At 44.0% G+C, this 18710-nt stretch carries 16 protein-coding genes; all 16 read left to right on the forward strand.

Annotated elements, in window-relative coordinates; all coding sequences use genetic code 11:
* The first annotated feature begins 368 nt into the window (after positions 1-368).
* Positions 369-2375 carry a hydantoinase/oxoprolinase family protein gene (locus E4K67_RS08285; protein ID WP_135545965.1) on the forward strand — a complete coding sequence of 669 codons (2007 nt, stop codon included), beginning with the start codon at positions 369-371 and terminating at the stop codon, positions 2373-2375.
* Between the two features lie 281 nt (positions 2376-2656).
* Positions 2657-4228, forward strand: a complete 1572-nt coding sequence (locus E4K67_RS08290) for a glycine betaine uptake BCCT transporter (protein WP_135545966.1) — start codon at positions 2657-2659, stop codon at positions 4226-4228.
* 700 nt (positions 4229-4928) lie between these two features.
* The gene (gene trxB / locus E4K67_RS08295) at positions 4929-5879 is read left to right on the forward strand and encodes a thioredoxin-disulfide reductase (RefSeq protein WP_135545967.1); all 951 of its coding nucleotides are present in this window, start codon (positions 4929-4931) and stop codon (positions 5877-5879) included.
* Positions 5880-5955: 76 nt separating this feature from the next.
* Positions 5956-6270 carry a thioredoxin family protein gene (locus E4K67_RS08300; RefSeq protein WP_135545968.1) on the forward strand — a complete coding sequence of 105 codons (315 nt, stop codon included), beginning with the start codon at positions 5956-5958 and terminating at the stop codon, positions 6268-6270.
* A 44-nt stretch (positions 6271-6314) separates the two neighbouring features.
* Positions 6315-6758: a glycine/sarcosine/betaine reductase complex selenoprotein A gene (gene grdA / locus E4K67_RS08305; RefSeq protein WP_135545969.1), complete on the forward strand. Its 444-nt coding sequence runs from the start codon at positions 6315-6317 to the stop codon at positions 6756-6758.
* An 82-nt stretch (positions 6759-6840) separates the two neighbouring features.
* A complete protein-coding gene (gene grdC, locus E4K67_RS08310) occupies positions 6841-8382 on the forward strand; it encodes a glycine/sarcosine/betaine reductase complex component C subunit beta (protein WP_135545970.1) in 1542 nt (513 codons plus the stop codon).
* Between the two features lie 37 nt (positions 8383-8419).
* Positions 8420-9586: a glycine/sarcosine/betaine reductase complex component C subunit alpha gene (grdD, locus tag E4K67_RS08315; RefSeq protein ID WP_135545971.1), complete on the forward strand. Its 1167-nt coding sequence runs from the start codon at positions 8420-8422 to the stop codon at positions 9584-9586.
* Positions 9586-9954: a GrdX family protein gene (locus E4K67_RS08320; protein WP_135545972.1), complete on the forward strand. Its 369-nt coding sequence runs from the start codon at positions 9586-9588 to the stop codon at positions 9952-9954. Before grdD ends, E4K67_RS08320 begins: the two co-directional genes overlap by 1 nt.
* 29 nt (positions 9955-9983) lie before the next feature.
* The gene (locus E4K67_RS08325) at positions 9984-11270 is read left to right on the forward strand and encodes a glycine/sarcosine/betaine reductase component B subunit (RefSeq protein ID WP_135545973.1); all 1287 of its coding nucleotides are present in this window, start codon (positions 9984-9986) and stop codon (positions 11268-11270) included.
* A 25-nt stretch (positions 11271-11295) separates the two neighbouring features.
* On the forward strand, positions 11296-12606 hold the full coding sequence (locus tag E4K67_RS08330; protein ID WP_135545974.1) for a glycine/betaine/sarcosine/D-proline family reductase selenoprotein B: 1311 nt from the start codon (positions 11296-11298) through the stop codon (positions 12604-12606).
* Positions 12607-12695: 89 nt separating this feature from the next.
* Positions 12696-13490, forward strand: a complete 795-nt coding sequence (locus E4K67_RS08335) for a methyltetrahydrofolate cobalamin methyltransferase (protein WP_135545975.1) — start codon at positions 12696-12698, stop codon at positions 13488-13490.
* Positions 13491-13553: 63 nt separating this feature from the next.
* Positions 13554-14186, forward strand: a complete 633-nt coding sequence (locus E4K67_RS08340) for a cobalamin B12-binding domain-containing protein (protein WP_135545976.1) — start codon at positions 13554-13556, stop codon at positions 14184-14186.
* 31 nt (positions 14187-14217) lie between these two features.
* Positions 14218-15684 (forward strand): trimethylamine methyltransferase family protein, encoded by a 1467-nt coding sequence (locus tag E4K67_RS08345; protein WP_243454391.1) that lies wholly within the window; start codon positions 14218-14220, stop codon positions 15682-15684.
* A gap of 44 nt (positions 15685-15728) precedes the next feature.
* Entirely contained in the window at positions 15729-16361 is a 633-nt protein-coding gene (locus tag E4K67_RS08350) for a cobalamin B12-binding domain-containing protein (RefSeq protein ID WP_135545977.1), read from the forward strand.
* Positions 16362-16391: 30 nt separating this feature from the next.
* Positions 16392-17858: a trimethylamine methyltransferase family protein gene (locus E4K67_RS08355; protein WP_135545978.1), complete on the forward strand. Its 1467-nt coding sequence runs from the start codon at positions 16392-16394 to the stop codon at positions 17856-17858.
* A gap of 173 nt (positions 17859-18031) precedes the next feature.
* Complete coding sequence (locus E4K67_RS08360) at positions 18032-18688, forward strand: vitamin B12 dependent-methionine synthase activation domain-containing protein (protein WP_135545979.1); 657 nt, start codon at positions 18032-18034, stop codon at positions 18686-18688.
* The last annotated feature ends 22 nt before the right edge of the window (positions 18689-18710 follow it).

Consider the following 18710-nt stretch of genomic DNA (forward strand, 5'->3'; position numbering starts at 1 on the left):
GGGGTAGGTTATTTTTTTGCCACTGTCTCAAGATAACAAGATAGATATCCTAGAATGACACAAACGGAGTCCTAAAACAAGACGCCGTTCACCCTTTTTAAAAGGGGTTGGAATCATTATTAATAAAGTCAAAAGCGATTGGCGTCCGGAAGTGAGATGGATTGTGTAATAAAAGTAGAGGTAACCTCCGTTTTGTGCAGTAGAAAGCGAGATTTGGATTGGCATAACATTTGCAAGTAGAGAGTCATCAAAGGCTAGAGTTGATTTGAAAGGGGTTGGGGACTCTACCACATATGAAAGTTACGAAGAACCACCCCTACTTATAGAAGTAGGGGTCTTGCACTAGGTTTAGGTCAGGAGGGATAGAAATGTCACTAGTCTTGGGAATCGATACTGGAGGGACATATACTGATGGGGTGGTTGTGGACCTCAGGACCAAACAGATATTGAAGAAGGCCAAAGCCTTGACTACTCGTGAGGAACTATCAGTTGGCATTCGAAATTGTATCGCTAATCTAGATTTTGCAGATTTCAAAAATATAAGTGCGGTTTCCTTATCGACCACATTGGCGACCAATGCCATTGTAGAAGGTCGCGGGTGTGAAGTTGGTTTATTGATGCTGGGTCATAACCCTATAGACTCATTACCAGTGAAGCATTACTATGTTCTGCCGGGTGGACACGATCTTAAAGGGCGTCCCAACGCAGAACTGGATCTGGAAATGACCAGCCAGGCAATTTGCGAACTGAAAGGCAAAGTAGATGCGGTAGCTATTTCGGGATATCTAAGTATTAGGAATCCAGAACACGAAATTGCTGTCATGGGTATGGTGAATGAAATTTTGGATCTCCCTGTGGTATGTGCTCACCAGCTTACGACTTCATTAGGGTTTCATGAAAGAACCGTTACGACAGTTCTCAACGCTCGCTTAATTCCAATCATTACCGACTTGATTGAATCCGTAAAAAAAGTACTCGCCGAAAAAGGAATAGAAGCTCCCATTATGATAGTAAAAGGAGACGGGTGTATGATGGGCGAAGCATTAGCGCGCGAAAAGCCCATCGAGACAATTCTCTCGGGACCCGCTTCCAGTATCATAGGGGCAACTTTTCTTACTAAGACTCGTGAAGCTCTCGTACTCGATATGGGTGGGACCACTACTGATATTGCAATTCTGAAAAACGGAGTTCCTCGAATCAACAAAGAAGGAGCTACTGTAGGTGGTTGGCTAACACGTGTCCAGGCCGCACAAATCTATACGTATGGTTTAGGTGGCGACAGCTATATCCAAATCCACAAAGATGGCGAAATTCAGGTAGGTCCCCAAAGGGTATGGCCGTTGTCCGTGGTTGCGCACCTATATCCATATTTGGTCGGTGAATTGAAGGTTAACTTTGAAAAGACCTACGATCTAATGTTTGCGCAAGCAACTGATTGTTTCATGTTCCTCAGGCAGGCTACCTGTGAAGTATTAAACGACCTAGAAAAAAGAGTCGTGGAAATTCTTCAAGCTGGTCCCAGAAGTTTATATTGCCTTACTCAAAGGTTGAACATTGATGCTAACCTTCTGAATTTAAAACATCTCGTTAATATAGGCGTATTAGCCAGAATATCTCTTACTCCCACTGATATCCTTCATGCCCAAGGGACTTATAATCAATGGAACCGGGAAGCGGCGGAAGTGGGAGTAGAGATCTTAGCAAGTCGGATGAGAATAAGCCCAGAGGAGTTTATTCGACGTGCATCAGAAAAAATTATCAATGACCTTTGCATTACCTGTCTTCAGAGTCTAGTAGGTTATGATGAGCAAAGCATTAAGATAAAAGACGCACCCGAGGTCATGTATTTTATACAAAAAGCCTTATCACCCGATCAAGGCCAAGGATTTGACTGTTTATTTAAAATGAAAATGCCGATTATTGGTATTGGAGCTCCAGTTCGGGTTTGGTTGCCAGATGTGGCTAAGAAGCTGGATACCTGTTTGGTCATTCCAGAACATGCTGAAGTAGCAAACGCTGTTGGGGCTGCAACAGGTAAGATCATGGAAACTGTAAAAGTATTGATAAAGCCTGGAGAAAAAGATGGAACATATTTGTTGCATGCCCCTTGGGAGCTCAAGATGTTTGAGAATCTAGACGATGCAGTGTCCTATGCGCTGAACGAAGCAAAAAATCGGGCAGAACGTGCAGCAATTAAAGCAGGGGCAAAAGAGTTTGAGTTAGTGGTAAATCATCAAGATAGATATGCTCAAGTGGGTATGGTCAAAAACGATATTTATATGGAATCTCTAATCGAAGTAACTGCCGTGGAACGTCCGGAGTGGGAAAGAGAAGAAATCAAAGATAAATTCTTTGTAGACATGGGAGAAAATTAACAAATTGCAACTTTGCAGACTAGGAAATGGATATGTGTAGTGAGGTGGCAGAGGATTGAGTTAGACTAGCGTATGGGGGACCTCTTTTTATTAGAGACGGGCCTACAAAATATATCGAAATAATCTGGTCAAACTAACTTAAAATGGCATGTTTATTGCATATAAAATTTAATATTCAGAAAACTTTAACTCATTATTCAATTTTGACGGGAGGAATGTCGATGAACAAGTAAAATCCAGACGGTCGAAACCAAAGTAGATGATTAAAGGAGGAACGAAGTATGAGCGAAAAAAAGAGTTTTCTTGGTAAAATTGATCGCACTATCTTTTCAGTTTCAGCAATCATTATGGTTCTGTTTGTCGTCTGGACACTACTTCAGCCTAAAGTGGCGGGTGCAACCTTCAGCGCGGTACAGAAATTCATCACGGTGAATTTCGGTTGGAGTTACTTGCTCGGAGTGACTTTTTTCCTAGGGTTTGCCATTTTCTTAGCGCTCAGCAAATACGGTAATATTACCCTAGGCAAAGATGGAGAGAAGCCTGAATACAGTACTTGGAGCTGGTTTGCCATGCTCTTTGCTGCCGGTATGGGAATTGGTCTTGTCTTTTGGGGAGTCGCTGAACCCATGTCATTCTATGCTGGTCCTCCTTACGGGGAACCCAATAGTATCCAATCAGCTCAAATCGCAATGCGCTATACTTTTTTCCATTGGGGATTACACCCTTGGAGTGTTTTTGCAGTCGTAGGCTTATCAATGGCGTATTTTCAGTTCCGCAAAGGCTTACCAGCGCTAGTCAGTTCAACACTATACCCGTTAATTGGGGAAAAAGGAGTCAATGGTTGGATTGGTAAGTTAGTCGACATTCTGGCTGTATTCGCAACCATCTTTGGAGTTGCTACATCTCTGGGATTAGGGGCAATGCAAATCGCTACCGGGTTAAATTATGCCTATGGTCTTCCCACGGGCATGACGACTACCATAATTATTATCATCGTGATTACTGCATTATTTATAACATCTGCAGTAACCGGAATTGAAAAAGGGATTAAGTTCCTTAGTAACACAAATATGGTGCTTATTGCACTCATTGTGGGTCTCTTGATAATCGTTGGACCAACTCGGTTTATTCTTAATGGCTTTACTGAAACTATCGGTTCTTACCTATTTAATATTGTTCAAACGAGTTTTTGGGCAGATACATTTGGTACTAATCCTGGTTGGGTAGGCGGTTGGACCATTTTCTACTGGGCATGGTGGGTTGCTTGGGGTCCATTCGTTGGAGCGTTCATCGCCCGCATTTCGAAGGGCAGATCTGTAAAAGAGTTTATATTAGGCGTAGTCATTGCTCCTACATTGATGAGTTTTGTGTGGCTGTCAGTCATGGGCTACAGCGCGCTGAATATTGATGTTGTTCAACATGGTGGGATTGCTGCTCAAGTGGCAAAAGACGCGAGCACAGCCATTTTTGCAATGTTCCAGCACTATCCACTTTCTGGTCTACTAACAATCTTGTCTACTTTAATCATTGCGATCTTCTTTATTACCTCTGCTGACTCGGCAACCTTTGTTATGGCCATGCTCACTTCGGGCGGAGAATTAAACCCTAGTGCAGGGTTGAAAATTACCTGGGGTTTGATTGTGGGTGCAGTGGCGATTGCCTTGATGGTAGCTGGAGGACTGGGTGCGCTACAGACTGCCTCCATTGCAGCAGCCTTTCCGTTTATGATCGTCATGTTTGCAATGTGTGCATCACTTATTAAGGCCTTTCAGAAAGAAGACAAGAAGGAAAGTGTTGAACCCCAAGTTAATAACTATAATGCAACCACAGCCCAAAACAGTAAGCATGTTTAGGACTTATAGGCTAACTGATTGAAATGATGGTCTTAAAAATTGATTGTGTAAAATATCTCCTTAAATGAAGATCCCACATCTAAATTGTATGTGGGGTCTTCGTTTTATTTAACGTGCATTTTCCCTTTTGTTATTTGATGGCGATTATTCTTTAAGATCAGCTACAAGACTAGTGAAGACTGTGATGACAATTAGATGAAAATCCCAGAAAGAGACTAGCACATCCTAAAATGAGATGATGGAAAATCGGCTTAGCTTAGGCTTTTGCGGAGTTATCCAAATATAAATATCCCAAAGTGGGATATATAAGGTCTGCTTATAATAATTGGAATACCTTGTATATTTATCCACGTACACTGCTATTGGATTAAACGACATACGTGGCCTCACATCAAAGTTAGAATTGCTCATTTTTGACTCTGATTATACGCCAAAGAATACGTCCCAAAATAGGACGTATTCTTATTGATATCAACGGGTTAGAATCCCCCAATATCATGATGTTGAAGAAGTCCGTCCGGAAATGAGACGTGTAACTTGATAATTTGGACTAAAAACCTCAAATATTGTCTCTTTTGTAGCATTTAGAGTTGGCATAATAATTGCATTAATCCAATTATATAAAATTTGATTTCAGCAGAGTGCAATTCACTATTTGAAAAAGCTTGAAAGTGTCAAATTTCTTAAAGGAGGAGCTGGAATGTCTGAGGTCTACGATATTCTCATTGTTGGCGGCGGTCCGGGCGGAATGGCTGCAGCGATTTATGGATCAAGATCGCGTTTAAAAACAGGAATTTTAGAAAAAGGGAAGCTAGGTGGTCAAGCGGCTACAACGGAAGAATTGGAGAACTATCCTGGCTTTTCCCGAGGTCAGACAGGCCCAGCTTTAATGGAAAGTATGGCAGAGCATGCGATCAGTTTCGGAACAGAAATTATTCGTGAAGAAGTCGTTGGGCTGGAATTGGAAGGAGATATAAAACGAGTCAAGACTAAAAGCGGACGTGAATATCAAACAAAAACTCTAGTTCTGGCCACTGGGTCTGAACCACGATCCTTAAACATTAAAGGAGAAGATTCTCATAGGGGTAAGGGAGTATCCTACTGTGCCACCTGTGATGCTGATTTCTTTGAAGAATTGGATGTAGTGGTGGTTGGTAATGGGGATGCAGCAGTCGAAGAAGCTATGTACTTGGCCAAATTTGCAGAGACAGTAACCATTATTGTGAGACGTGCTGATGGGGATTTAAGATGCAACAAGACCAGTGCGGAAAGTGCTTTCGCCAACCCTAAAATTAAATGGGTTTGGAATTCTGTCCTTGATGAGATCAAAGGAGACGGCCTGGTAGATAGTGTGGTCATTAAAAACATAAAAACCGGGGAACTTTCTGTAATGGAAACCAACGGGGTGTTTTTCTTTGTCGGAACAGTTCCTAAGACCAATATGTTAAAAGACAAAGTAACGCTAAACGAACAAGGATATATTATCACCAATGATCTGATGGAGACATCTGTGTCTGGAGTATATGCCGTAGGGGATGTTAGGGTGAAATACCTCAGACAGGTAGTAACCGCGGTAAGTGATGGAGCTATTGCTGCTGTTGCCGCTGAGAAATACCTAGCTGAAAAGGAAGGACATCAAAAGGGGTCCTGAACCTTAACCAAAGAGTCGTATAGCGATCTGGGATAAGGGGAATCCCTTGTGTGAGTCATTTAAGGAGGGGATAAAAATGTTAGTGCTTACGAAAGAGAACTTTGAAGATGAGGTTCTAAAAGCAGAAGGTCTGATATTGGTTGATTTTTGGGGTGAAAAATGTGAACCTTGTAAGGCTTTGATGCCCCGTGTTCATGAATTAGCGAAAAAGTATGAAGGGAAGGCTAAATTCTGCAGTCTAGACACCAACGGTAATAAGAGATTGGCGATGGCGCAAAAGGTTTTAGGTTTACCTACGATACTCTTCTATCAAAATGGTGCAATTGTTGCTGAATTGTGCGTAACAATCTCCATCGAAGACGTAGAAGCTAAACTTATAGAACTTTTATAGATAAATCTAAACATGCCGAATTTTACGGAAAGGGGAAATGTGAAATGTTGAAGGGTAAAAAAGTAGCTATTCTTGGTGATCGTGACGGGATTCCTGGCCCGGCCATTGAAGAATGCGTGAAATCAGGCGGCGCAGAAGTAATCTTCTCGACCACGGAATGCTTTGTTTGAACTGCGGCTGGAGCAATGGACCTGGAAAATCAAGCGCGTATCATAGATTTTACGGAAAAGTACGGTAATGAAAATCTAATCGTGGTCATTGGGGGCGGGGAAGCAGAAGCTTCCGGTCTGGCCGCGGAAACCGTATCTACCGGAGATCCTACGTTTGCAGGTCCATTAGCCGGAGTCCCGTTGGGACTCAAAGCGTACCACATTTTTGAATTGAAGGATTTGGTGGATGCTGCTGTCTATGATGAGCAGATCAGCATGATGGAAATGGTACTTGATGTAGATGCGATTGTTAAAGAAGTACAGACCTATCGTAAATAGGTTGAAGTGGCTCTTCAAAGAATTTGTTTAAGAAGTAATCTTACATTCAAAGAGCAATGGTCATAAGGTGGAGGTGATTTTATTGAACTTTCCAGTTATCAAGGGTGCCGCCTATGGTTTGATCCAGGCTAATGACATGCTTGTCCATCATGGAACTACCCAAACCATGGAGCGAACTAAAGACCCTAAGTCAGGACACCTTGAGAAGCTTCCAGGGCATCTACGAAGTTTTGAACAGGCGGTGGGTTATCCTCCGAACCAGGCGTACATTGGCAATATGACTCCTGACCAGTTAAGAGACGTTCCTCGACCTTGGTATAAACAATCAGTTACTGGCAAGAGTCGAGACGGCAAATACGGAGAGATTATTCCGGAAGATGAGTTCATAGGCCTCATGAAAATAGTGGATACCTTTGAATTGGTAATTCTAGAAGAACAGTTTCAATTAGGTGTCAGAGGAAAAATAGTTGCCCATCCAGTACTGGGCGTCATTAAAGATATCGATAAACTTGATAAAAATCCTGGTAAGCCAGAAGAGATTCGGAAATTAGTTGATAATCATATTGCACAACCCATCTACTTTGAGAATCAGTTAGTTGGATGTGTGAAAAGAGCCCATGAGTTTGATGAGGCTTTATCCGACCATGTAATGTATGAAAATCTTGTGTCCAAGGCGTCGGCTGTTTTTGTCTTGCAACTTCTTTTCCATAAAACTAAATTGAAAGCTGAACAAGTCGAATATATCATCGAATGTTCTGAAGAAGCATGCGGAGACATGAACCAAAGGGGAGGCGGGAATTTCGCTAAATCCATCGGAGAGATGTGTGGCTGTCTTAATGCTACTGGCTCCGATACCCGTAGTTTCTGTGCAGCCCCCGCCCATGCCATGGTAGAAGCTGCGGCTCTTGCCCAGTCTGGGATTTTTAAGAACATTGTAGTGTTGGCCGGAGGGTCTTCCGCGAAACTAGGAATGAATTCTAAGAATCATGTGGAAAAGGGAATGCCAGCTTTTGAAGACATGTTAGGGGCTTTTGCCATTCATATTGGGGAGAACGATGGGTTCAGCCCAATGATCCGTACCGATGGAGTTGGTCGGCATAGGATTGGATCTGGTTCCTCCCCTCAGGCTGTCATGACCGCTATAGTAGCTGAACCGTTAGACCGGATCGGGTATAAGATTCTGGACGTGGACCGTTATGCAGCAGAATTGCAAAACCCTGAGATCACTGAACCTGCCGGAGCGGGTGACGTGCCCCTGGCCAACTACAAAATGATTGGTGCGTTGGGGGTAAAAAGAGGGGAATTAGACAGAACTGATCTGCAGAAAGCTGTAGACGGTTTCGGAATGCCGGGGTTTGCTCCCACTCAGGGACACATTCCTTCGGGAGTTCCTTTCATAGGGCATGCTCTAGATATGATTCTGTCGGGACAAATTTTACGGACCATGATTATTGGAAAAGGAAGTCTTTTCTTAGGAAGGATGACCAATCTTTTTGATGGTGTCTCTTTAATTATTGAAAAGAACAGTGGAACGGTTGATGCTGGATTTAACAAGCAAGAAGTACGAGGGATGATTGCGAAAGCTTTGCGGGATTTCTCTAAAGTGTTTGGGGAAGATAAGTAATTTCGGGATCATACTTATCCCATCGGGAGGTGAACTAATGGGTAAAAACCCTATTAGAACCGCAATCGCGGAAGTTTTTGAGGAAATGGCTCAGGCTATCGAAACAGGTACTTTTGGTCAAAGAATCAGGGTAGGACTGACAATTTTGGGCAGTGAACACGGACCTGAGGAACTTGTGTGGGGAGCGGAATTGGCCCAGAAACAGAATCCAAATATTCAAGTAGTTATTATTGGCAGTGGAGTACAAACCAACTTGGAAACAGTGGCAGTCTTGGATGAAAATGAAGCTCATGCAATGATGGATGAAATGTTGTTAAACCATACGTTGGATGCAGCAGTAACTATGCATTACAATTTCCCGATTGGGGTATCCACTGTGGGAAGAGTAATTACCCCGGTCAAGGGGAAAGAAATGTTTTTGGCTACTACGACGGGTATATCAGCCACAGAACGAATTATCGCTATGCTTAAGAATACTGTCTTTGGGATTGCAGTTGCCAAAGCTTGCGAAAAGGCCAACCCAACAGTAGGCATCTTGAATATTGAGGGTGCTCGGCAGCTGGAGAGAGCCCTGAAAAAGCTTAAGACAGGTGGTTACCCAATCAATTTTGCGGAATCTGCACGGGCGGACGGCGGTATTGTCATGCGGGGTAACGACTTGTTAATGGGCATCCCAGATATTATGGTCAATGATAGTCTAACTGGAAATATCCTCATGAAGGTCTTTTCCGCATACAGTACCGGAGGTTCTTATGAAGCAGTGGGAAATGGTTATGGTCCAGGGGTGGGGGAAGATTATGACCGGATTATTTGCATCGTTTCCAGAGCGTCTGGGGCCCCCGTGATTTCTGGAGCTATCAAATTTGCTGCGGATTGTGCTAAAGGGAATTTGATGGAAAAGGTCAAAACTGAATTTTATGCAGCCAAGAAGGCTGGTTGGGAGGATCTACTTAAATCATTGAGTTGTACTTTCTCTCCCGCCGATCAAGATGAAGAGAGCACGGCAAGTCCTCCCCTCAAAAAAACTGTTACTGATTCCATTCCTGGAGTAGAAGTGATGCAGTTGGAAGATGCGGTGCAGGTGTTATGGAAAGCAAATATTTATGCCGAATGTGGCATGGGCTGTACCGGACCGATCGTGATGATTGCTCCAGAAGATAAGGAAAGGGCCTTAGAATTACTGAAAGAGAAGGAATACCTATAATGAGAAATCTAATCATCACTAATAACCCGACAGTAGCAGAAATGAAAGATAATGTACTATTTGTGGACGGTTCAGCTGAAGAGACTCTGATTAAGGTTCGAGATTTCGTTCATGTTGGCTATGAACTAATCAGTCACCCTTTAGCCGCCAGTCTAAGGATGATGTTTTCCCCGTTTCGCTCCGTAATCTTAGGAAAGAAGTCGGAACAAATCGATGCTTTCTCCGCTGAAATTATCGAGGATAGTATCATTAAATACAAGCGGCACATGGATTTTCGTAGAAGAGACACTGCCCATGGTGATGATTATAAAATGATAGATTTAATACTCTTGGAAGCGGCTTTAGAGGAGCAACCCTTAACTTGGTGAGGTTTAAAATTCAATAGGGGGTGAACGTATTGAAACTGGAAATGGGACGGATTTATATTAAGGACATTCAGCTAGGCAAGGAGACTTCTGTAATAGATGGAGTGTTAACTGTTGATAAGGACGGATTAATTGCCAACCTGAAAGAAGACGAAAGAATCAGAGAAGTATTCATTGATGTTGCCAAGCCTGGTGAAAAAGTAAGAATTATCCCGGTGAAAGACGTGATTGAGCCTAGGGTGAAAGTTCACGGGGGCAATAATGGTTTTCCAGGGGTTACGTCTAAACAGGCTCAGTGTGGAGAAGGCAGAACCCATGTTTTATATGGGGCCGCTGTTGTAACGGTTGGTGACATTGTAGGGTTTCAAGAAGGGGTAGTTGATATGTGGGGTGAAGGGGCAAAGTGGACCCCGTTCTCCCAAACCTATAATTTAACGGTGGATATACAAGTGGTAGAGGGTCTAGCGCCTCATTCCCATGAAGAAACTGTTAGAATTGCTGGATTGCGGGCAGCAGAGTTTATAGGGCTAGCAGGGAAAAATCTAACCCCGGATGAGATACTTACCTTTGAAATTGGTAGCCTTTTTGAAGAAACAGCCAAATACCCCAAATTTCCGAAAGTTGTATACGCCGAAATGAATATTACCCAGGGATTACTTCATGATACCTATATTTACGGAGTAAACCAATCGGCAATTCTACCAACGCTTCTTCATGCCAATGAAGAATTAGATAGTGCAGTAATAAGTGGGAACTGTGTTGCTGCCTGCGATAAGATTACTACTTACCAGCACCAAAACAACTCTGTGATCTATGATCTATATGCTCAGCACGGTAAGGAAATTAACTTTTTGGGGGTCATCATGGTTCCTGAACATACTACATTAGCTGGGAAACTCCGCGCTTCTGATTACACTGTGAAACTAGCAAAAATGCTAGGTGCCGATGCGATGATTGTATCCGAAGAGGGCTATGGTAACCCTGATTCTGACCTATTAATGATTTGTAAAAAATGCGAGAAGGCCGGTATCAAAACAGTATTAATTACCGATGAGTGTGCGGGAAGAGACGGCATGTCCCAACCGTTAGTTGACACAGCAGTAGAAGCAGTCGCAGTAGTGTCAGGTGGAAACGTAAGTCACGTGGTTACGTTGCTTCCTGCAGACAAGGTTATTGGAAATGCCGCAGCTATTGCAGTTTTGGCTGGTGGTTGGGAAGGTTCATTGCTTGAAGACGGTAGTTTGATGTGTGAATTAAATGCTGTGATTGGTGCCACGTCAGAAATCGGATTTCACAATGTGACCTGCAGGCTATATTAAACTAACAGCGAAAGGCGGATATCTTATGTCAGAGAAGTTTAAAGTGCTTTACTATGTAAACCAGTTTTTTGGTCAAGTAGGGGGAGAAGATAAGGCAGGTATGCCCCCTGAGTTTAGAGCAAATAAAATAGGCCCTGCCATGGGTTTTGAAGGGTTACTTAAGGGAGAAGGAACGGTTGTTGGCACAATTATCTGTGGTGATAACTACTTCAATGAGAACAAAAGTGACGTTTTAGAGATTATCTTGAAAATGGTAAAAGAAGCTGCACCTGATGTATTTGTCGCTGGGCCCGCTTTTAATGCCGGACGTTATGGGGTAGCTTGCTCGGAGATTTCCAAGACTGTTGCCCAGCAGTTGAATATTCCAGTAGTAACTGGTATGTACGTGGAAAATCCCGGCTTGGATAGTTGCAAAGCGTTTGCCTACGTAGTCAGTACGAGTGATACTGCCGGCGGAATGCGGAATGCATTGCCTTCAATGGCTGCACTCGCTTGTAAGTTGGCCAAAGGGATTGAAATTGGGTCTCCTGAAGCTGAAGGGTACATTGCCCGCGGTATGAGGAAGACTCTGATTGTGGAAAAAAGGGGTTCCCAAAGGGCTGTGGAAATGCTACTTGCCCGCCTAAAAGGTCAGCCCTTTGAAACAGAAATGCCGATGCCTGTGTTTGATATAGTAACTCCGGCAGAGCCAATTAAAGATTTGAGGAAAGCGACCATAGCCTTGTGCACCTCTGGTGGTATTGTACCAGCAGGAAATCCAGACAAAATTCAGTCGGCTAGTGCCCAAAAATGGGGTAAGTACGACGTTAGCGAAGTTCATGCCCTTGAGGCTCCTTGCTATTATACAACTCACGGTGGCTATGACCCGGTCTATGCCAATGAGATCCCCGACCGTGTCGCGCCTTTGGATGTCTTAAAAGAATTCGAGGGTGAAGGGTATATCGGAAAGGTTTATAACTGGTTCTATACGACCACTGGAACTGGAACTGCAGTCAGTAAATCGATAGAGTTTGGTATCGAGATAGGAGCAGAATTAAAAGCTGCGGGGGTAGATGGTGTAATCCTAACCTCCACCTGAGGGACTTGCACTCGTTGCGGCGCAACGATAGTAAAAGAAATTGAAAGATATGGCATTCCAATTGTTCACATGGCAACTATTACCACGATTTCCGTGTCAGTCGGCGCAAACAGAATTGTTCCAACTGTGGCGATTCCTTTCCCAGTAGGGAATCCCAAACTAAACAAGGAAAATGAGCATGCCTTGAGAAAATCATTGGTTAAAAAAGCGTTGGACGCTTTAACAACTGAAGTTAGTGAGCCGACTCAGTTTGAGTAAGAAATATTTTTAGACTGAGGACCGGCACGAAATGTCCGGTCCGCGATCGAAGGGAAGCTGATTAAAAGTATTATAAGGGGTGATAGAGCGTGATTATAGTGGGAGAATTAATCAATGCGAGTCGTAAAGCTGTTCGAGCTGCGATCGAGGCACAAGACGTAGCAGCAATTCAAAAAATTGCCCTAGATCAATTAAAGGGGGGAGCCAATTACATCGATGTAAACGCCGGGATTTTTGTAGGTAAAGAACCGGAGTATCTAAAGTGGCTTGTAGAAATTGTTCAGGAAGCGACGGGTGCTCCCTGTTGTATCGATAGTCCAGACCCAAAAGCAATTGAAAAAGCGCTATCGGTACACAAAGGTGTCGCCATGATTAATTCCATCTCGTTAGAGAAAGAACGCTACAATGCCCTCTTACCATTGATCGCTGGCACAGAACACAAGGTCGTAGCCTTGTGCATGAGTGACGAAGGGATGCCTGAAACCACGGATGCTAGACTCACCATAGCGGATAAACTTATCAATGGTTTAGTACAAAATAGTATTCCGCTGGATAACATTTTCGTCGACCCGCTAGTACAGCCAGTAGCCACAAAAGATGCTTTTGGTGTTGAATTCTTAGAAGCCGTGGAAAAGATTATGACGACCTATCAAGGGGTTCACACGATGTGTGGGTTGTCGAACATTTCTTATGGGTTACCCATCCGAAAACTATTGAACCAGTCTTTTGCAGTGATGGCGATTGCTCGCGGTTTAGACGGCTTAATCATTAATCCTTTAGATCGGCAGATGATGGCTAATATCATAGCCGCTGAGACCATCGCGGGGCGCGATAGCTATTGCGCTAATTATTTAGGTGCCTTCCGGAGCGGTAAATTGGAGTGAAAATATTGCTAGAACTAGAACTAGAACTAGAACTAGAATTGATTTGAAAGGGGGTTAAAACCAGTGGCTAACTTCGAAGAACTGTCACAAAGTGTAATTAGTGGCAATCTCACCAAAGTCAAAAAGTTAACCCAAGCGCTGATTGACGAAGGAGTCTCACCGTTGGATATCATCAATCAGGGGTTAATAGCAGGGATGAGTGTCGTGGGTGCCCGTTTCAAGAACGGGGAAATGTATGTTCCGGAAGTTCTTGTTGCCGCGCGATCCATGAGCGCGGGGATCGAATTGGTAAAACCTTTAATTGCCGCTAAAGACATGCCATCAGCGGGCAAAGTCTTGTTGGGCACGGTGAAGGGTGACCTTCACGATATCGGCAAGAACTTAGTGGGGATGATGCTCGAAAGTAGAGGTTATACGGTCATTAATGCAGGAATCGATGTTTCCCCGGAAAAATTCGTGCAAGGGATTAAAGAGCATCAACCTGATGTTTTGGCGATGTCGGCCTTGCTTACCACCACGATGTTGCATATGAAAGACACGATCGAACTCCTGAAAGAAGAAGGCATCAAGGATCAAGTTAAAGTTATCATAGGTGGGGCACCTATTTCCCAAGATTTTGCAGATGAAGTGGGTGCGGATGGATTTGCGCCTGATGCAGCTTCCGCAGTAGATCTCTGTAATCGGCTCTTAGCTTAAACTTAGTGGGTTTGAAAGGAGAGAGAAGTAAGTGCATACAACAAAAAGTCATTATACCCGAGCTAATTATGAGGTGAATCAGACAACCCTTTGGAAAATGCTTAGTGAGGATCAATGTGAAGAACTCTTCATGACGACGATGGAGGTTTTAGAACGAACCGGTGCAGAAGTATTAAACCAAGAAGCACGGGCTACCTTTGAAAAAGCGGGTTGTTGGATCGATGGGAATCGAGTGCGAATTCCTTCAGCGCTATCGGAGTGGGCCGTCAGAACCGCTCCGTCTCGGGTCACAGTATGTGACCGAAAGGGTAAAAGGGCTTTAAGATTAGAAACGACAAACGCGTTTTATGGCCCGGGTCAAGGTAATGCGTATGTAATTGACCCCCTGACAGATGAACGGAGAAAACCGCTCAAAGCCGATGTTGTGAATACAGGCGTTGTCTGTGATGGATTAAAGAACGTCGATTTCGCCATGAGTAACGGTCTACCGACAGACGTCAAGGAAAGCATGGCGGAGGTTCATGCCTTTGAAGCGTTAGTTACCCATACGACGAAGCCAATTGTTCAATCAATTCAAGGTATAGAACAAGCGCAGGCAATCCTTGATATTGCTACTGTCGTGGCCGGAAGTTTAAAAGAATTTCAGAAAAATCCCTTTGTCATTTTCTTAATCGAAACGGAAGGTACTCTAGTTCACTCTGATGAAACGATGGCTAAGGTCATGTTTGCAGCCCAAAACGGTGTTCCCTATATTTATGCGACCAAGCTGGTTGCCGGTGAAACTTCGCCATCAACTCCGGCCGGAGCGATCGTCGTAGCTTTGGCGGATGTTTTAGTCGGGGTACTGCTGGGCCAATTGGTAAGACAAGGGACCCCTGTGATTGCCGGAGGGTTCTTCACGATTAACGATAAGGAAAACGATATCTTGCCTTGCGGTGCTCCAGAGGTAAGCTTGATGGGCACCGGAATGGTGAATGCCCTTCGTTTTCTGAAGATTCCGAGCTTTGGCTTTGCGGGTGCTACAGACGCCAAAGAAAGTGATGCTCAGATGGGCTTAGAAGCAGCCTTTTCAATTCTGCATGCTGGGATGAGTGGTACAAGTTTGATACATGGCTGCGGTCAATTGGAATATGGCTTGTCAGGTTCTTTAGCCTTACTGGTCATGGGGGATGAAGTTATGGGAATGACGCGAAGAATAATTAAAGGTATAGAAGTTAATGAAGAGAGATTAGCGCGGGGAGTTATTGATTCGGTACAACCGGGAGGACATTACCTAGGTGAAGAACATACTTTAAAATATTTCCGCAATGAATTTTGGTGGCCAACTGTTATGAACAGAACTCGGATTGACGACTGGACGGCAAATGGAGCCAAAACCCTAGGGCAACGAGTTAAAGAAAAGGCCCAAAGTATCATCAAGACCCACCAGCCAGAAAAACTTCCCGAGGAGATCCTTAGTCAAATAAAAGGGATTTTAGACAAAGCGGATGCCAGATAGATTTAATAGGTTTGAAGGTTGAAGGTTGAAGGGAGCAGAGAACAATGGCAAATTTTGAAGAACTGTCACAAAGTGTAATTAGTGGCAATCTCGCCAAAGTCAAAAAGATAACCCAAGCTCTGATTGACGAAAGAGTTTCCCCCTTAGATATCATCAATCAGGGTTTAATCGCGGGAATGAGTGTCGTGGGTGCCCGTTTCAAGAACGGGGAAATGTATGTTCCGGAAGTTTTAGTGGCCGCGAGATCGATGACTGCGGGGATAGAATTAGTAAAACCTTTGATTGCATCTGAAGACATGCCATCAGCGGGCAAGGTCCTGTTGGGCACGGTGAAGGGTGATCTTCACGATATCGGCAAGAACTTAGTGGGGATGATGCTCGAAAGTAGAGGCTACACGGTCATTAATGCAGGAATCGATGTCTCCCCGGAAAAATTCGTGCAAGCGATTAAAGAGCATCAACCGGATGTTTTGGCAATGTCGGCCTTGCTGACCACCACGATGTTGCATATGAAAGACACGATCGAACTCCTGAAAGAAGAGGGCATCAAGGATCAAGTTAAAATTATCATAGGTGGGGCACCTATTTCCCAAGATTTCGCAGATGAAGTGGGTGCGGATGGATTTGCTCCTGATGCAGCTTCCGCAGTAGATCTTTGTAATCGGCTTTTGGCCTAAACTTAGGGGGTTTGAAAGGAGAGTTTGAAGTTGACAACTAGAACTAATTTTAAAGCATATGCCAGTACGATGATGAAGATATTCACAGATGCCCAGTGTCAAGAATTGGTCTTGGCCGCGGAAGAAGCGATGTGGCGCACAGGAACAGATTTTTATGACAAAGAATCACTCGAGATTCTGAAAAAGGCCGGTTGTTGGGTTGACGGAAAAAGAGTTCGGATTCCGGCGCACATCACGGAACGGGCTTTGAGGAGTTGTCAGAAACACGTTGTGCTCTGTAATAGCCGGACAGGCGCGAGAGAACTGTTTGTGGAAGGGAATAATGCCTACTTTGGTTCTGGGCCTTGCACCCCGTTTACCCGAAACCCGTTCACGAACGAAAGACACCGAGCAACTAGGCAGTCTGTAGGCTGGGCAACCAAGGTTCTCGATGCCTTACCAAATATTGATTATGCGATGTCTTTAGGGATTGTCCAAGATGTACCCCTTTTGGTCTCAGATCGACATGAGTTTGAGCAACAGATTTTACACACAGAGAAACCTATTATTACGGTTTGTGTAGATGCTTGGGGCCAAGCAGATGTCATTAAGATGGCCGAGATTGTTGCTGGCGGTGAGGAAGAACTCAGGAAGAATCCTTTTATCTGTCTCTATGCGGAACCGATTTCGCCAGGTATGCATTGCCTGGAAGCTGCCCAAAAATTGGTGATGGGAGCTAAAAAGGGTCTGCCAACAATTTATACTCCCTGTATTATGGCTGGAGGAACGGCTCCGGCAACCATGGCAGGGGTTATGGTTCAGGGACTGTGCGAGAGTTTAAGCGGTCTGGTGCTGAGTCAGTGTACCCGTGAAGGAGCCCCCTTTATTATGGGTGGCGTGTACACCATTTTGGATATGGGTACGACCATCTTTTCCTATGGAGCTCCGGAACTTCACTTACTCCTAGCAGGCTTAGCGGATGTAGCCCATTATCTTAATATACCGATGTTTGGTACGGCAGGATGTACAGATTCCTGCATTATCGATGAACAGGCTGGAATAGAGGCGGCCCTATCCATTGCTATGACCAATATGTCGGGCGCCAATCTTAATCATGATACAGGGTACTCAGAATACGGAACGACTTCAAACCTAGATCTTGTGGTGATCGCCGATGAAGTTCTAGGCATGGCCAGAAGATTAACCAGTGGTATCCGTGTTGATCAGGAAACGTTAGCGTTGGAGGTCATCGAAAGGGTAGGTCCTGGAGGCAGTTATGCGAATGATGATCACACAGATGAGCATGCCGAGGAGAATTATGCACCTCGTCTAGTCAACCGTGCTGCACGAAATATCTGGGAAAAATCAGGAGGAAAAACCCTGACCCAGGTTGCCAATGAAAAAGTCCGAGATATCATTAATTACCATGAACCTGCTCCACTGCCGAAGGATATAGCCGCAAAGATTAGAGATATTGTAGAAAACGCTGTCGGTCATATGCCAGGTGAAGACGAGTAGGGAAATGAAGAACCACCCAACTATAGAAGTGGGTAAAAATGGGTAAAACATTGGGCTACCTGCTTTGCAGGTAGCCACTAATCTATGTCAGGAGGGGGAGCAATGCCACTAGACTTGGGAATCTGGAAATCGAGTATTTCGTCTATGCCCTTCCTTATGGAAGGAGATGCCTGATGGATACGGTTATTCTAAACAATTTCCCATGTGTGATAGATTTTGAAGCACTTCTGATAAAGTTACACATCAAGAAAGAAAGTAGCTATTTCTCCGAAATAGAGATGATGGTTACTGAAGCGCAGTTACTCGCAAGACCTAAAATAGTCTATAAAGAGACGACTATTGAAGTGAAAGGTGATAACTTTGTGGTTATTGACGGAATTAAGCTTACTAGTCAAGTACTGCGAGTTAACATGGAAGAGGCTTTAAAGGCTTTCCCATTTGTAGTTACCTGCGGGTCTGAGTTAGAGCTCTGGTCTAAACAATTTGAAGATTATTTTTCAAGTTTTTGTGCCGATACGATTAAAGAAATGGTTCTGCGTTTAGCTATTGATACATTTGAAGCGCATCTAGATAAAGTGGTTGGATTGGGGCATGCTGTTAATATGAATCCGGGCTCATTGAATGATTGGCCAATTAATGAGCAAATACAGATTTTCGAATTATTAGGTGACGTAGAAGAGTTAATCGGGGTTCGGCTGACAGATAGTTTCCTTATGCTTCCGATTAAGACCGTTTCTGGTATTCGTTTTCCAAAGGAAGGAACCTTCGAAAGCTGCCAATTGTGTCCGAGAGAGAAGTGTCCTAGCAGAAAAGCACTCTATGGCTCATAAAAGTTTCTGGAGTAAGTTTTCA

Source organism: Desulfosporosinus fructosivorans, from assembly GCF_004766045.1.
Classification (GTDB): Bacteria; Bacillota; Desulfitobacteriia; order Desulfitobacteriales; family Desulfitobacteriaceae; genus Desulfosporosinus; species Desulfosporosinus fructosivorans.

Excerpts from the sequence above, each read along its gene's own strand:
- E4K67_RS08285 (WP_135545965.1), top strand. The coding sequence starts at position 369 with ATGTCACTAGTCTTGGGAATCGATACTGGAGGGACATATACTGATGGG.
- E4K67_RS08290 (WP_135545966.1), top strand. The coding sequence starts at position 2,657 with ATGAGCGAAAAAAAGAGTTTTCTTGGTAAAATTGATCGCACTATCTTT.
- trxB (WP_135545967.1), top strand. The coding sequence starts at position 4,929 with ATGTCTGAGGTCTACGATATTCTCATTGTTGGCGGCGGTCCGGGCGGA.
- E4K67_RS08300 (WP_135545968.1), top strand. The coding sequence starts at position 5,956 with ATGTTAGTGCTTACGAAAGAGAACTTTGAAGATGAGGTTCTAAAAGCA.
- grdD (WP_135545971.1), top strand. The coding sequence starts at position 8,420 with ATGGGTAAAAACCCTATTAGAACCGCAATCGCGGAAGTTTTTGAGGAA.
- E4K67_RS08320 (WP_135545972.1), top strand. The coding sequence starts at position 9,586 with ATGAGAAATCTAATCATCACTAATAACCCGACAGTAGCAGAAATGAAA.
- E4K67_RS08350 (WP_135545977.1), top strand. The coding sequence starts at position 15,729 with ATGGCAAATTTTGAAGAACTGTCACAAAGTGTAATTAGTGGCAATCTC.
- E4K67_RS08360 (WP_135545979.1), top strand. The coding sequence starts at position 18,032 with ATGGATACGGTTATTCTAAACAATTTCCCATGTGTGATAGATTTTGAA.